This is a genomic window from Pantoea sp. X-Soil-OKNW-556, assembly GCF_059730695.1.
In genome coordinates, this window is the sequence record NZ_AP035992.1 from 308,604 (window position 1) to 325,530 (window position 16,927).

9 protein-coding genes are annotated in these 16,927 nt (G+C 47.4%); 5 read left to right on the forward strand and 4 right to left on the reverse strand.

The window, feature by feature from the left end:
• The first annotated feature begins 482 nt into the window (after positions 1 to 482).
• Positions 483 to 6,236, forward strand: a complete 5,754-nt coding sequence (locus tag AC6I8T_RS24955) for a hypothetical protein (RefSeq protein WP_497834720.1) — start codon at positions 483 to 485, stop codon at positions 6,234 to 6,236.
• A gap of 3 nt (positions 6,237 to 6,239) precedes the next feature.
• Here AC6I8T_RS24955 and AC6I8T_RS24960 read toward each other — a convergent pair whose 3' ends face one another.
• Positions 6,240 to 6,521: a hypothetical protein gene (locus AC6I8T_RS24960; protein ID WP_497834721.1), complete on the reverse strand. Its 282-nt coding sequence runs from the start codon at positions 6,519 to 6,521 to the stop codon at positions 6,240 to 6,242.
• Positions 6,522 to 6,744: 223 nt separating this feature from the next.
• Between AC6I8T_RS24960 and AC6I8T_RS24965 the strand changes: the two genes are divergently transcribed.
• Complete coding sequence (locus tag AC6I8T_RS24965) at positions 6,745 to 12,372, forward strand: hypothetical protein (protein WP_497834722.1); 5,628 nt, start codon at positions 6,745 to 6,747, stop codon at positions 12,370 to 12,372.
• Between the two features lie 60 nt (positions 12,373 to 12,432).
• Here the strand turns inward: AC6I8T_RS24965 and AC6I8T_RS24970 are convergent, their stop codons facing one another.
• The 3 genes from AC6I8T_RS24970 to AC6I8T_RS24980 all read right to left on the reverse strand — a co-directional run bounded on the left by AC6I8T_RS24970 (position 12,433) and on the right by AC6I8T_RS24980 (position 14,454).
• Positions 12,433 to 13,080, reverse strand: coding sequence for a GH25 family lysozyme (locus tag AC6I8T_RS24970; protein ID WP_497834723.1), 648 nt, complete (start codon positions 13,078 to 13,080; stop codon positions 12,433 to 12,435).
• 142 nt (positions 13,081 to 13,222) lie between these two features.
• Positions 13,223 to 13,705 carry a hypothetical protein gene (locus tag AC6I8T_RS24975; protein ID WP_497834724.1) on the reverse strand — a complete coding sequence of 161 codons (483 nt, stop codon included), beginning with the start codon at positions 13,703 to 13,705 and terminating at the stop codon, positions 13,223 to 13,225.
• Positions 13,675 to 14,454, reverse strand: coding sequence for a winged helix-turn-helix domain-containing protein (locus AC6I8T_RS24980; protein WP_497834725.1), 780 nt, complete (start codon positions 14,452 to 14,454; stop codon positions 13,675 to 13,677). Before AC6I8T_RS24980 ends, AC6I8T_RS24975 begins: the two co-directional genes overlap by 31 nt.
• 607 nt (positions 14,455 to 15,061) lie before the next feature.
• Here AC6I8T_RS24980 and AC6I8T_RS24985 point away from each other — a divergent pair.
• The 3 genes from AC6I8T_RS24985 to AC6I8T_RS24995 all read left to right on the forward strand — a co-directional run bounded on the left by AC6I8T_RS24985 (position 15,062) and on the right by AC6I8T_RS24995 (position 16,913).
• Positions 15,062 to 15,601, forward strand: coding sequence for a helix-turn-helix domain-containing protein (locus AC6I8T_RS24985; protein ID WP_497834726.1), 540 nt, complete (start codon positions 15,062 to 15,064; stop codon positions 15,599 to 15,601).
• A 246-nt stretch (positions 15,602 to 15,847) separates the two neighbouring features.
• Positions 15,848 to 16,381 (forward strand): hypothetical protein, encoded by a 534-nt coding sequence (locus AC6I8T_RS24990; protein ID WP_497834727.1) that lies wholly within the window; start codon positions 15,848 to 15,850, stop codon positions 16,379 to 16,381.
• Positions 16,371 to 16,913 (forward strand): helix-turn-helix domain-containing protein, encoded by a 543-nt coding sequence (locus AC6I8T_RS24995; protein WP_497834728.1) that lies wholly within the window; start codon positions 16,371 to 16,373, stop codon positions 16,911 to 16,913. The genes AC6I8T_RS24990 and AC6I8T_RS24995 overlap by 11 nt, the downstream gene beginning before the upstream one ends.
• Positions 16,914 to 16,927: the final 14 nt, after the last annotated feature.

Consider the following 16,927-nt stretch of genomic DNA (forward strand, 5'->3'; position numbering starts at 1 on the left):
GCCTTATCGGCCAACACCAGGGAAATGCTCCCACTATGCCTAAGCATCACGACTATACCAAAGCACAGTTAAAATGACATAGTTCATTGCCGTGCGCAAACACTTTTCCCTGAGCAATATCAAAAAAATCAATCAATTATGTTAACACCATGATTGTAATGGCTATTTTTTGCACGCCTCTCATTGCGTCAACGGGGTGTTTTCAGGCATTCAGAAAAAAGGGGAAAGCGTGCTTTAACTTATTAGCGAGTGTAGTAACGAGGTTTTGTTATGACGCCCTTCCATAGAACGCGATGTATCGAACGCTGTCAGGCACGTCAGGATTCGGGGCAATTTCACCAATTTTCCAGCTATCATCCCCGGCTCGCACGGCTTCGCTTCAGATTTATATCATCTCTTCATCACGGCAGTTTCCTTGTCAAAACGTCGCGCCCTAGCCAGGTTTAGCGTCTTTGTGAGAAATGGCGGACAGGGAGATTGTTATGCCGGGAATCAGTATACCCACCACCGCAACGGAGAGTGCGGCCTTTCTTACGTCGGAAATACCGACGTTTTGCCTTGGAAACATGCTTCGAACCATCGCCAATACCATGAAACAAATAGCCAGTTCGCATCGATTAACCCTCCGCTTCCCTGACATGGTCAACCAGAGTATCAGTAACTTCTGTAGCTACCTGGGTACCCACATTCAGATGAACCCAGGTGGCATCGAAACCCCTTTGCTGGTGGGTACGCAGCAGTTGGCAATGCAGGCCTACTTGATGCTGCAAAGGCACGCCTTAGCGCGGGCGCACAGTAAAATACTTCGGCTGGAAATGCCTGACGATCTGCAAGACGGGAAGCTGCAAAATTACTTCGCATGGATAAAACGACAGGCGCTTACCGCCACCAGTGAGGATAAGGGCAGCATTCACAAGGCGTGCAAGTTACTGGAACGCATGAGAACCGCCACACCACCCAAATGGCGTCGTGCATTGCCGCCCACGAAACATCTGGTGTGCCAGGCATTTGAACAGCAACTTCTCAACCGGCTGGAAATTGCCACATTATGGCGGCCAAAACACACGCTGTGGCTGCCACTGGCGCGTATAGCTGCCCCTTATATCGGTGTTTATCTCCAACATAATTTGCCTGTACCGGCCAAATCCCCCTCAGCTCCGGGCCAGCAACTGTACGCCAGCCAGCCAGAGAGCAGCACCGTCGATGAGGATGCCGAAGCGTTCTTTACCCCGGACAAACCGCTTCCCCCTTCTGGATCAACCGTGGTCTGCCTGCCGGGTGAAATTGACCTGCCGCCACTGGGACTGGGTGCTAATCAGGAATTCCACACCACCCTGCTTAAGTGCCCTTCAGGTTTGCAGCGCAAAACTGTCAATGCCAGCGCAGACTTTCATCTTATCGGTTTTGGCACCCCCGATAATTTGCACATCAACGTCTTTCTTTACAGCCACAAACCTATGGTGATCGACCGCGCACTGGGCGGCACGCCAACCCCTTTTTACAGTGAAATTAATCGCAATGCCTTGATGATCGACGGCGATAATGTCATCGCGGGCACCGGGGTCTGTCCTGCGCATGACGCCCTCCCTGAAGTGCCCGTTACAGCCCCTTCTCTTCGTGAATTTCTGTCAGCTTACGTTGACGCCTTCTCCTGGCCGGACTGGCACTTGCTACCCGTCACGCATGCCCAGGATAGCTGGCGGGGCGGTGCCCATTGGGGAAATTCTGTTGGGGACAACGGAGATGATCCAGAAAGCGCATTTAAAGATCTGCCGCTATTCATCCCTATCCCTGAAGCGCAATCCGCTACTGGTCAAAACAACCCTGGCCTGAACCCGGCGGCCATGCATACCATCGTTCACCGTGAGGATGCATCAGAAGGGCCGCATCTCAACAATTTTCAGGTAACGGGGCCTTACAATCACGACAACAATCCGGCGGCGCTTCCTGCGCTGATACGCAGCGAAATCCTGCTGCCACAGCTCGACGAACTGGAAGCCAGCGATATGTTACCCACCGCGGTGCCCGCCGCCGTGCAAAATCATCAACTGCCGGTACCCGAAAGAAGCGTATGGTTGATGATTGCGACCCCTTCAACCACTCCTCCCACCACCACTTCAACCACCACGGCACCGCCCCCACCCGCCACCACGCCGGACAGTATTACGGAGCTATTTGGTCGCACAGGTGTCGGGAATCCCCCTGACGCCTGTCAGCCAAAAACCGCAAAACTGGTCGCTCGCGATTTGCATGAGATGCTACACCGGGCGCAGCTTTGGATTCGGCACCAGTCAGGTGACCGCATTGATGACAGACTGCACGCTTTCCTGCGCCAATCCGTAGAAGGCAGTTTGCCGCTACGCACACCGCTGGAAGAGGCAGTGGCCGTTGCCGGAACATTGATCAATGGTAGCGATCGTCAGTACGCCTTCAATGCCAGACAGATAACGAAGTTTGCCCGGGTGTTGTTCGAAGGTTCTCGTTTTGCCGACAACAGTGAGTTCGAGGATGCATGGACAACCTCGCCCGAAGGGAGGAAGCAGCTCACCACCCTGCTGCTCGGCAGCATAGATCGTCTGATGCCCGATCCCGGAGAATTAATGTCAGCGAGTTTCTCAACCCTGAAGAAGGTGATAACCCCGCAAACCACCTTTTCCGCACTGACCAATCTCCAGATTGACCTGGAAAACGGCTTTAAAAAAAACCTGTGCAGCTGGCTGGAGCAAGCGGCAGCCCCGCTGCCTGATTTTTTCAGCAATGAGGACACGCTGGGGAAATTGCAGTATCTGGTCATGGAAAATATAAAAACGCAAATCCCCAGTTTCCTGTTAAGCAATAACCCTTCCGTCAGTGATAAGCGGGTGTGCTCTTCCGATGGTGTGTTGTTAACGGTGGCGGCGGGCCTGCTGGGTGATGAAGAGAAGTTGATGCGCATCTCTGACACCACATTAAAAAGGTTTGGTATGCAGGCAATGATGCGCCTGTCCGAAGATTTCCTGAACGAAGAATTTGCTCCATTCGATACCCTGCTGGCGCAGGGACCGTCGCGGTTTATGGATTTTCTGAATGATCTCGAATCAACGGGTGGACTGATGGCCAAACAGCTGTTTTTGAACCATCAAATCTCGCACGAGTTACGCCAGGGCGTGGCCCAGGGAAAAATGTTGATCCGTGATTACCAGGCATTAGCGGAGGTGGAGCAGCAACTCTGTAACCTGGCGCTGTCGGAGATCAGTGCCAGCGATGGAGATTTTTTCCTCGCAGCCTCAAAAACCACACTGGGTCTTGAAGTTCGCTATATCAGCATGGCAATCGCGACTGAAAAAGGCATACAACGCCATTACCTCGGTTTTACCTTATCGGCGGGACTCGGTTCTGATCGTCGCTGCATTACCGTTACTACCCTCCCCAGGCTCGATGATTTCGCCGCGGATATCCTCTACGACGATACCGAACATTGTCGTCAACCGGCGGATTACATTAACTGGTTGAATAACGCCGGCAAAGATACGTTTACGCGTCGCATCTCTGCGGAATTTAAACAGCAGTCAGCGAAGATGACTTTTTCTTCCAGCGAGAAAATTCTGGCCCCGGCCGCCAACACCGGGCAAACCTGGTTACAATATCTTGATTCGTTAAGTCAGTTCATCACCGGGAAGCGTTTCCCACCGGCGAAAATACCGCCCTCATCATCCCCTGCCGATGATGTGCTGGGGACCTTCGTCGATATCGGCGATGCCTTAATCAATATGGTCATCCCGGTAGACGATTGTAAAAAAGCACTGTCGGATATTATTCACTGGCCTGGCTCCCTGCGAGAGTGGGGAATGGCGGCAGCCGATGGTTTAACCTGCGCTGCGGATTTCTTGCCTGCCAATAAAGAAAGTAAAGTCGAAAAAATACTGGATACCATTATCCATTCCTGGTGGTGGAAAAAACTCACGCGACTCAGAGAAAAAAATACCACCTCCCCGCTGCCCTTCGATGTCCACCAGCTACAGGAACAACTTTTTGACTCGGACGCAGAAGTGCGACGCGCCCTGATACAATCGGCGCTGTTTCATAACGATCTCGGCTGGAAGCTCTATCAGCACTCTCTTAACCTGCATAAGCTCCCTCCCGAGGTCACCCTCACCGACGTACGCTGGAATTACATCACGGACCAAATCTATTGCAAAATCAGTACCAGTCAGGGGATGAAAAATTATCGGCTGGATGCCAGAAACGCCCTCTTAATTCCGACCCATCATCAGTTTACTGATTTTCACAGCAATACACAGGAATTACCCCTTTCAGTGCAGGATTTTATGTCACATAAAGACCATCACATGCTTAAGATATTAAAATCCGACCGCATGGAACAATTCATGCGCACAGCGAAACATAAGGGGGAAATTAATTTTAAAAGAGAACTTGAGGGGTTGGATTTTAAAAAAGGACATATTGTTGACACGATTTTTAAAAACCTGTCGATTCCACCGGGCTGGAAGTTGTTACATATATGGACAAAAGCCCATGATGGGGGAGCGTGGATTGTTGAACTTAAGAATGAAAAGGGACAAACGCGTTTCCAACAACACTCAAAATGGAATGGTGATTTTTACGACTGGTGTGGTGAGCCCACGAATCCAGAGTTTATTGCTCCGCGTGAAAAGAAAGGTGGCACCACGGCCAAACCGCAAAAGTCTTATTACACCCTCGGGTTAACCCCGTTAAATTTTGGTTATCAATTACAAGCCTCTGATGCCGATTATCAACGTACCACTGAAGCCAGGGCATTGTTCGAAAGAGCCCTTCAGGGCCCCGAGCCACCACTCAGTGACGAAATTATTTGTCGTACGCTGATGCAGGATCTGGTTACCAGCATCCCGGAGAGTTTCTTCAACGATAAATTCCCGGAAGCGAGAAAATATGTTAGCGAGTTTGCTCAATGGGCGACGAATACTGAGTTAGGCACAGGTTTTCACCATTTCGCCGGCCTGGTCGATAGGTTCGCAAAACTTGTGCCTGGTGATACCGGTTTTCTTCCCGCAGCGCGGGATTTTATTACAAAGATGACGAAATTATCTGCAACGGGAAAGACATATTACGATTATTTCCGCGTTTTACAGGATGAAAAGGACAATTTTTACCAAAAACATATTGTGCCTGAAGTTTTGCTGCATACAAAGCACAATGAATTGCAGGATATGATTAATAACCCCGCAGTACCCGGTGCGTCCCAATATATCTTGCGTGCCAGTACCCCGGAGGAACTGGCAACCAAATACCCGGAAACGACGACGCTACTGTCAAATGTACTGGCTAAAGTTCATAGCAATGCCGCTAAGGTCAAAGACCTGCTCACCAGTAGCGAGGGTTATAATGTGGTGTTTAACACGTTACTGGAATGGACCAAAGTGCGCTTTCCTGATGATGCTGTAAAATCGACACTGGACAATCTACTTCGTTACCAGGATGAGCTTTTATCGCTGAACCTGGAGAGATTCAACATTTTTGACGAACGCTATACCGATGAGGATCATATTGCTAATAATTGTTATAAAGACAGTAATGAAGAGGCATTATTTTCACCGGGAAATGAAGGTTTTACCATTGAAGGTGATCCGCAGAAAAAAATTTATATTAAAGACATTAAGAATAAAAACAAACTTAAACAAACGGTTTATCATGAAGCCGGGCACAGCAAACAAAGTATTTTCCCTTCTGCCGATGCAGGTGAAATCTACCCTCTGACCTATCACCCGACTAAGCATTTCAGCATTACGGGGTTGCAGATGTATAGCCAGGCGATTCTCTCTGACAGATCTTTTTTTGTAGAATATCTGATGCGCGACGTCAACTTCCTTGATCGTTACTGTCACCAAATGCGGGAATTCTCCCAGAGTAAGGCTTATCGGGACAAAATCCAGAAATTTGAGCAGAATTTTCTCGGCAAGAATTCTCTGCTTTATGATGACCTTCATTCTGACCATGCAAAAGTCAAACGCAACGATTTGGGTCTGATCGTTCATATTATGTATAACCAGCCGAAGTTACTGGATAAATTTATCGGTCATAATGCTGACTGGCTTGTGGGTATCCAGAATCGGTTAATTGATATTGCCAAAGGGCAGGTGCCAATAACCAAAGACCCGCGTAAGGATTCAGGTATTGAGGACGATTTGAGCCTGCTGGCGTTAAAAGGCACTCATGCTTTCCTTGTCAGTAGTGCTGCAACAGCCAGGGCAAGTTAGCCGTTATTTGTGGCCGTTGTCGAGCTGCATTAACGCCTTAATTGCATGCGGCCAGGCGATAGCGATTAACGCAGCATGGGTAACGGTGTGATGAATCGACGCGTGCTGGAGCAAATCCCACGCGACGATCATCATGGCGACAATAACGCCGTGGATCATATTGCCACTGAGTTTACGCAGCGAAAATGACTCCGGCGAATTCAACAGGTTTGCCATAATGCCAGACTGGAGAATAAACAGGACCAGCACCAGTTCACTGATCGGATAACCGTTTAAGAAACTCATTGTTATTTACCTTGTCATTGTTGATAAAGATAACCTGATGGCTATACTTCGCCACCACCAAAGGACCAAAGAACTATACCTTGGTAGCATTCAGGTAGAAATCAGTAATCTCTCTCGCCGGTTGAGGAATTTCTCACCCCTTCATCACAGTCTTTTCCTTGTCAAAGAACAGGCGATCCGCCTATTACTTGTCAGTTAGCAAGGTTATTGGATGGAGTTTCTTATGCATGGAGCAGAAAGGGTATCTCCGGGCACAGCGAGCTGTGCTGACGAAGATAAAGTCACACCGAAACCCTCTTTCGGTGGGCTGTGTCGCTTCATTTGCAATAGTATCGGGACGGTGATCAGTAATCATCGCTTCCCCGCCAGTGGACCGGAAGCCTGTCGGCAAGTCGCAAGCAATCTCAGAAATTTCCTCGACGTTTACATTGCCGCCAATCCAAAAAGCATTGAAACACCGCTTCTGACCGCGACATACATATTGGTTGAGGGGATGTTTTGGCAACAGCGGCATCAGGCAACCCGTCAACTGCTACAGCTTTTGCGAGCTACCTCTGACAATCACATGCTGAATGCTTATTTCTACCGGCTAAATTCTCTCGCCCTGACCATCCCGTCTGACGGGGCTTTGGAACAGATCAATCGCTATATCGCCCAATGTGGAAAATGGCGCAGCAGCCTGTCCGGTGAGGAGCGCCAACAGGCGCAAAAATTTGAGCAGATATTGACGACGTGCCTGGAAAAACGCCGGTTCTGGCAGCCACAGCCCTCGCTGTTGCGACCATTGATCAACTGGGTTGCGCCTTATCTTGGTGTTTATCTCAGCGAAACAATCCCCGTCTGCTCACAAACAACGTCACCAGATGAGCAAGGACAAACGCTGTATGCCAGCCCGGCATTGCTCGCGGAGAACATGGGTGACGAAAACGTATTTTTCGAACAAGGCAAAGATATCCTTTTCGTCCCTGGAACCTGTTCCCTGCCGCCATTGGTATTGACGCCCGGACAGGAATTTTGCACTGAGTTACCATTGTGTGCGACCGACCTCACAACCCCTCTGGCAAATCAGACAGCCGGGTATGAAATTGAGGGTCTGGCATCACCCGGTAATGAGGTGCTTCAGCTCTGCATCAATAATAGATCGCTACGTCAGTTATTTATTAACCGGGAATTAACCACCATTCGAACGCCATTCCCCTCCCGGACTTACCGTCATTCGTTGCTGATCTCCGGTTCCGCCAGCGATGATATCGGTAAGGGGGTCTCTCCTGCACCAGAGGAGGCACCCTTTGCGACGATTGTCACCCCGCCTGCTTTTGATGTAGCAAACAGGCTGCGCAATCCGGGCAGTGGATGGGGGTTACCGAATGTCTTCGCGAAAGAGATACCCCATCATCCCGTTTCCAGCGAGCCGTACATTGACGAAGATAACTTTCGCCACTTTGGCGAAACGGCGCCTTTCGCCGAGGTTAAGAATGATGTCCCTTTCCGCCATCCCTTTGAAATGCATGCTCTGCCGGAATCCTCCCACTCCCCACAGAGGGATGGGGTTGGGGTAAGCAACCCAGAAGAATTAAGGTTCTGGACAGAGCGTAATGAGGCAATCACCACAACACGATCTTCCCCCATAGAACAGGCAGAACTGATTAACTATGAGGTCAATATCGTTAATTACGATCGTGCCAAACGGATTATTCCTCTCGAGAGGCACCCGTTTATGCGGCGTATTACTCCAACCAGCGCGCAAAGCACTCAGGCACCAGTGGTCGGCACGCCGGACCCGCTTACCCGCTTGTTCGGTTCGTCTGAAACCACTAAACCGGTGGGAACCTGTCGAACAATCCCACCAGCCCTGCTTGCCCGTGATCTTGATGTCATGGTGGAGCGTGCTGATCAGTGGCTGAAGGACATCCCTCCCGCTCTGATTGATGACAAAATTCATCGTTATTTTCTGACGCTGGATGGCATAGCAGCCCAGGCAATCACCCCGCTGGAAGAGATCGTCACTGTCGCACGCAAGCTAGTGACCGGTATTGATTCTCACTATGCCTATGATGAGTTTGCAGCGCGGGATTTTGCTGGATTATTTTTTGCAGGATCAAGCTATGCGGAAAACCCGGAGCTGCTGACGGCCTGGTTGCGATCACCGACCGGTAAGGCCTGGCTGGCTGACATCGTGCTGCACGCGATTGACCGTGCCATTCCCGATCCCGGCATCTTACTGGCGGGTACCGTGAAAACACTGGAGCAGAGGATACCGTCCAATAACACCCGATTTGCCACGTTGCCCACCCTCAAGGTCGAGCTACAAAACCAATTCAAAAGCAATTTGGTTGCGTCTGTTTACTACGCGCGCGGCGCACAGCCTGATTTTATTCAACATCATGCTATCACCGGGAAATTGCAGTTTTTGCATCTGGAATGGATAAAAAAACAATTCCCCTGCTTCCGTGTTTGCAACAAAGCGGATGTCGATAACAGCATCGTCCTTTCTCCCCAGGGCGTACTTTTGACCATTGCGGCAGGCATGATTGCTGATGACGAGAAGTTACATTACATCCCCGCCAAAAAGTTAGAACGGTTTGGCAAGCAGGCGATGTCGCGTCTTTCCGATGATTTTGTGCTGAGCAGGTTTGCCCATTTCGACCGCCTGCTGGCAAAAAGTGGCCTCGACTTGAGCGATTATCTGCAACATTTCGAAGAGGAAGGTGAGCTGCTGGTGAATGCGTTGTATCTCAATCTGCGGATCGCTCATCAGTTGTTACAGGGCGAAAAGCAAAACCGACAGCTAAGAAGCGATTATCAAGCGTTGGCCGCGGTGGAGAAACAACTCTGCACCTTGATACTCGGGCAGATAACCACCGCAGATCAGGCTATTTTCCTGCATGCCGCGCGACAACCGCAGGGGCTTGAAATCCGGTTCATTAACGCTGAAAAACCTCTTCAACAACGCCATTTCGTTGGTTTTACCCTGACCGTTAATGATAAAGATAATGTTCGCTGTAATATGCTTTCCGTGATCCCAATGATCAACGACATTGTTGCGGATGTGGTTTTTGACGATTCTGCACACTGCCAGCAACCCCATGATTATCTTCAGTGGATTACTCATCAGGGTAAGGACACGGTGCTGGGCCGGTTGGGGGAACAACAAAATGCTTCGTTATCAGACGTGACCTTTGTCGTTGGCGATAAAACTGTCGCGCCCGCAGCGAGCAGTGAGGAAAGCTGGGCGTCGTATATACAAAAATTGAGTACGGCGATCATTGATCAGCGTTTTCCGGCAGCGAGTGCCGCCACTACGCCCATCCCCGGCATTATTGGGGAAGTAACCGAGATTGCCGGGAATTTGCTGGCGAATTTTATCCCGATAAAAACCTGCCGAGAGGCTTTCGAGGCGGTGCGCAGCAGGCCCGATACGGTCGAAGCCGCGTTGATAACCGCCGAATATGTCGCCCTTTGCGTGTATAACCTGACACCAGAAGAGGAAGCCACCAGCCTGACGAATGAAGTCGGCTATGCCCTTGGTTCCGTTGCAGAAAAAATCATCGGACTGTTTCGCGAGAAGTCCCAACGGACCCGGCATGCCACGCCAGACCCACTGAATGCCTCACGTATTCAACAACAGCTATTCCTCGAGGATAGCCAGGTGACGGGACAACTGGCCCGCTCGCCGCAATTTCACGATTATCTGCGCTGGATGCTGCGCGACAAAACCCTGAAACTGAAGCCACTTCCCGCACAGGTGAAAATACTCGAGGTGCGCTGGAATATCATTACCGACCAGATTTATTGCAAAGCCAGCACCCCCTATGGTGTGAAGAACTATCGGGTTGATGAACAAAATGCTTTATTGCTTCCTACTCACCATCAATTCACCGATGGTATTACGCACAGTCAGGAATTAGTGGTGGATGCCGACGCATTCGCTTCTCATGTCGAGAGTGGAACGCTCGACAACTTAAAAACCGAGCGCATGGAGCAGGACATGCGGGAGAGCAGTCGCTATGGGGATATGCTGTTCAAAAATGATATCAATGAGATTGATTTCAGCCGTGATGATGTCCGAGAAACCTTTTTTAGTAATTTGAATATCTATTCCCCGTGGCAACCAATCGGACTCTGGGTTAAAAAAGACGTCGTCGACTTTGTTGTTATTGGTTTTAAGGATGCTAAAGATAAAATACATTATAAACAGTTATCACAACGTGATAATACTCTGATCGACTGGTTTGGTGATCCCATCAGGAACAAAAGGGTCGCGCGGGGTGCCACCACCCCCGCACCTGACTATATCAATATGTTCACCCCTCTGCTTTATAACTACCAGGAAATAAACCAATACAACGACGCACAGCGTGCAGCTGATATGATGGCACTCATCGATCAGGCTAACCAAATCCCCAACCTCAATCATCGGGCGGAAAGCCGTTGCCGAAAAAATGTCGGGGAGTTAATAAAACTTACGCCATTTAGTTTTATCAAAGAGAGATTTCCTGTAGCCGCTAATTTTGTCGAAAAGTTTGCCCGCTGGGAAGTTCCGGTCAGAATTAATGACGGTTTTAATCAATTTGTTGATGCGGTCGAACAGTTTAAACGAGAGCATCACCAGGACTCTGTTTTCTACACAGCAGCTACAACAATCATTAGAAGTTTCGAAGAGTTGGTTGCGAAAAACAAATCAGTTCGTGATGCCAATAAAAAATTTGGTAAAATGGCGGATGATTACTTTAAGAAACACATTGAGAAAAACCTAATAATTAATAGTCGCCTCAATAAAACAAAGGACAAGTTGAAGAATCCAGGTATCACAGATGCCCATCAGTTCATATTAAAAACCAATAACACTATCGAGCTAAAGACGAAATACCCTGATTATTATACTGAAATTACCCGCACACTCGGTGAAGTTCATGACATTGCCGATACTGTCGAGAAATTACTCAACAGCAACCATGCAACTACCGCAGTTAAAGAGGTCTACGAGTCATTCACTGGCAATTCATTTACTGACAAGCAGGTAAGATCGATCGTAGCTGACTATAAAAATTATATGTATGAACTTAAATCTATAACTCCCGACCGCATCAGAATTTTTGAAGAGCGATATACCGGCGATGGCAGGATCGCAAACGGCTGTTTAAATACGGAAGTTGAGCGATTGTTGTATGGTGCCGGCACGGACGGTTTTGTTCTTAATAAACTTATCTATCTGCAAAGTGTCACTCATTCTGGATCTAACAAGATTGTTATCTCGCATGAAGGCCGGCATCTTGCGAATAAAGATAACGTGATATTTACACCTGCCGAATTCTATGCAGAAACAGATAATCCCGTGGTCAAATTCAGCCTGTCCGGCATCGCGCACTTCAGCCAGGACCTGCTATCAAACCGATATCAACTGGTTAATTATCTTATGCACAACCATGAGTTTCTGCGAAATTTTTGCCGACAGGTTAGTGTATTCACACCCAATTCACCCCTCAAGCAAAATATGGTCCAATTCACTAATAATTTTTTGGGCATTAATGCATGGTTATATAATGACAGCTATAGTGCTGCCGCAGATGATAAGCGTAAGGCACTGATTAAATTAGTGACGGAGGTATTTAAAAACAATGCGCTCGTTGAATATTTGATCGCACATAATGCAGATTTCTCTGCCGGTGTGCTGGATCAACTTCAGGCAAAAGCTTACCAATATCTTGAGTTAAAAAAGGGAGACAGGGATGATGCAGATATGGCGAGTGAACAATTAAAATCACTGATCTTGCAGGCTGGTAAGATTAACGCAACAGACATCAATTTTGCCATGTCAACTTCACAACCTATAGGGCATGCCGGAGTTTGATGGTCCGGCACTTCCGGGTGCGCCCCCATTAACATCGCAGATCAATTCGAGGAAGCTTTATCACCAGGAAGGACGGTCGCGATAGACGTAATTCAAGGCAACAGGGGCGCTGATCCCGTCAATTCTACAGGTTTGCCGATATTGCCGGATAGTCCACATCTTATTATTAAGCTGCCAGGGAAGCGGCAGCGTAAAACGGGTGTCCCCCTGGTTTACCAGCCAAAGTGGAAAATCGTGGAAATCAAACTGTTGCCAACCATATAGCCCTTCCCAAACATCTGGCGAACAGTAAATATAGGGTTTTTTGCCATGCAGGCCATTCAGACATACCCATTCAAGTAAGGTATGAAAAGCTTCCAGTACAGCCGTTGCTGGGTAACCTCTTGCTCCTGTGAGATTAAATTTCAGTGCCAGCTTATCCAGACTGGGATTGAACTTTATGGCCTTTAACGCCGACACGATATTTTTTAACTGTGTGCGAATATCGCCCGCCGCATAGGTGAAGTCATGCCATGCGCCCAGTTCAAAACCTGCATTTCTGGCATCCGACCAGTGCCGCATAAATAGGGTGTCGTAGCACTGAACTCCTTCACTGATCTTAAAAAAGGCATGAGTAATACCTGCCGCTTTGATGGCTTGCCATGAAATCACTTCATCGCCATTGCAATACGGAATCTCTATGCCTTTATCATAGAAATCATTCATCATAAAAAAATCTCCCACTTTGAGCTGTGACAACCCGGAGAAAAAATAACGAACAATGATCAAAAAAAAGAAAAAGGAAACAGCCGCAATCTATTAAAATTACCGTCGTAAATTGTCAGCTAAAGAGATTGCATAACAACCTCAATCACTTGTTTTCGCACATCATAATCCAGTTGTCATTTATCAACATTAACCAGCTGTTGCGATCGATGGGTTTAAATAGCAACGTCAGATCTTTGCCCTTCTCACCCAAAATGACATAATTTGGCGGCAGCTTGTCATCATTAAAGATCTTTAAATCACTGATCTTTGCCTGAATAACTCCTTTTTTTGCCGTCAGGGTTTGTAACTGCAATGCCCGGTCAAACACAATGCCTGCATTGTCTTTATCACTTTTCACGCCAAATAATGTGAGCTTGTTAGCCTGAGGCCACCAGGTTATTACGCCATTAAACTGATAAGGACTTTGATATTGATCAATTAAATTGGCTCCCTGAATAATACTGGAACAGGGTTGCTCGGGACGTTGTGCATTTTCAAAATGGTGCCAAATCGTCCACGACAACAAAGCTCCGCCCAATACGCAAACCGCACCCATCAATACGAGGAATAGAGTTCGTATCGACATTTATTCTCCTTAGATAATTCGCCTTCACACTCCGCAACCCAAAATTTAGGGCCGTTGGAGGCAATGTAAACATTGGTCACTGTTTTTGGTAATTTCGCCTTTCGCTCTTCCAACACTTCACGGCTGATGCCACGCATTGAACTCAAGTGAAACGCCACATCTCCAACATGCGTTTCATACGGAAAGGCCTGCTGGTGTTGATGAGATAACTTATACATACATGTTAGCAGTGCTGGTAATGCGAAAATTACCAATCCGAATAATACTAGTTTTTTTTCAGGGAGAAATCGGCCTGAATTCAGCTTTTTCGGGGTAACAACAGGCGGCGCTAACACCGGTAATGCGACAGGTTCAATTACATCGGAAATAATCTCCGTATCGGTTGCTATAGCGTCAATGTTTGCCGTTTCTTGTACGTTCGCCTCAGGCTCAGGGCATTTTACCAGGTTAAGGGTAATACCATGTCGAGGGATGGTCTTAATGACGGAATAAGGAAGACCAGCAATCTGCAACTTACGGCGCAGCATTTTTATCAGTTGGTGATAGCTGGATTCACCGACTATCGTTCCCCGGCTGTGCCATATTTCATCAATGATGGTTTCCTTCTTCCCTTTACCGCTGATAATCAGTTCAAGCAAACGACGTTCATTGGGAGTTAAGTGAATATCCTCCTGCCCCGGTGATGAGAGGCATGAACGTTCTTGAATAAACGTGATTTCTGGCGAGAGCGAGATTTCATTCTGGTTCACAGATGGTTCCTAAATGTAAAAATTCCGATTAATATAGATAACTCACTGAATTAATTAGGTATCATGCAGGTAAACGCTAAAGCGCACTCGTCTCAGACCGAGAGACATCTTATTTAGAAGGGAAAAATAACAAATTCAGCCACGGAATTACAGCTCCCTCCCTGCCACGAGCATGATTTTTACTGAAATCATGTCAATCCACCCAATAAGGTCGGATTTTAGTATGAATTAAAAATAATAAAAACATGATTTTTCATTAGCAGGATAAGAAATACCCCCTCTCAGATAAGAACATTCTCAGTTTTTTTTGCGAAATATCGAGTTTTCATCAACATGAATCGGCATCAACCCTGATTAAACAAGGTGAATTTCATCAAAAACAGCGTCTGGATGAACCTATAATACCTGGAGAAGTAATTGCATACACGTCATTTAGCCGCAGCGCTCGATATTGACGCCTGAGCGCAGGCGTTGCCATAATGGCTTTGTTGTTGAAATTGGCTATAAAAATTAAGCAAGGCTGAGATATCGCTTATTCACCTGTCCGACGACGAGTGAAAATAAATCCCTTTCAAATAAATTTGCGCATCCTGCATTGAGATTAACCATGAACATTTATCTGGTTTCTGACGATTACTATTTTTCTCACGGTATGAAAGCTCATTTTCTTGCTGACAATCAGAAATTTTTTATACAAAAATGGAAGAACTACACGCCAGAATTCACTCAAATGCACCTGAGACATGGCGATATCCTGTTACTCGACTCCAGTAACCATTGCTTTGTGGAGAAGAGCATCATCCATCCGATCATCTCCTGTAAAGTGAATGTGATGATTCTTTATAACGTCCGTAAACATTTGTCATCTATCTTCACAGCTTACGCGAAGGCGCCTAAAGACATTTCCTTTAACCAGTTGACAACGTTGCTTGAAACCATGCGTAAGGCCCCCCGCAATCTGCGCTACTGTCCGGGTCATTTGACAGCAACGGAATGCATCATCATCCGTCGTCTTTACGAGCAGGCGTCGCATGCACAAATTTCCAAAGAACTGGCGATTTCCATCAAAACCGTCAGCACACATAAAATGAACGCACTGAAGAAATTAGGTGTTCGATCTTTCAATCAACTCTACTTTTCCCTTTGAGGAAACAGTCACATCTCTTTTATCGCGCATCATCTATTTTGTCTCATTAATAATTCATCCAATATTATTCTCGCCGTGTGATTCACCACGGCAATTTTTTTATTTGAAAGTTCACCTCTTTTTTTTCTCTCTCCAATGCATTTTTTCCATTCTCTCAGCATATTCTGTTGTTCTGATCTGCCGAAATGTCTACCATGACTTTGCTTGGTACTTCGATTAACACGTTCTTGTAAGTAGGGAGAGCAAATGACGTCACCCCGCAAAGGCTATATCTTCTATATAGAGTCAACTAATACCCGGTCATTCATCCGCGCCAAACTGCTTGAGGCGAATTGTGACCTTATATATGAACAAACGTCTCCCCACGATTCGCAGACGCTACGCACCTGCCTGCAGGAGCTTAATCCTGGCGAGACGTTGGTATTATGGCGCGTGGATAAAACCATTCCGAAATATCATAATAAAGTGGCCTGGTTAACGGATATTCTCGCACGAGACATTCGTATAATTAGCCTTGCGGATATGCTTACACTGGAATTTGCGCCAGAGCATCCATCTTCCCGTTTCTTTCTTTTCCTGAAAAATAGAAGACTTCAGCCATCCTTTCATGCAGGAAGTCGTCATCGTAGCCTTAGTCATGAACAGACAGAAAAGATTTTCCATGCTATCCGAAGCCATAGCTGCTCCATTTCACACCAGGCCCGTAAATATGCGATATCACGCACCACGCTTTACGCTGCACTGCAACGTTACAAGGAGAACAAACAACATGAAAAATAATCAGCAGCAAATTATCGGCTATAGCCGGGGTACGCAGGACGAACGAAAAGAACAAAACGAGCGATTAAAGCATGCCCTTTGCTCCTCAATAATTGAAGACCCGGACCAAAGTAATGATCTGTGCCCGGCATTACAGCCATTCTCAGCGTTGGATGTGACTTTAATCATCACCAACCTGAACGTATTGCGTGGCTCACAATCTTTCCAGCTCAGCTGGTTGCGCAAATGGCTGCTTAAAGGAAACCAGATTATTACCCTCGATGGCGTCTTCAATAGTATTCAGTGGCCTGAAGCAACGTCACTTATCGCCGCACTGACCGGACATAACCCACGAGCAAAACATGCGCCGGCAGGTCGCCCGCGTGGCTTGTCAGATAAAGCATTGCAATTGAAAGAACAGGCCAAAGGAATGTACGCGCAAAAAAAACTCAACTCCAGCCAGTGCGCCCGGCGTTTGGGCATCGCCCGCAGCACCTACTATCGCTATCTCAACCTTAAACCTGCCACTTTGCCACAGGAAAATCAGGAATAAACGCCACACTGTCC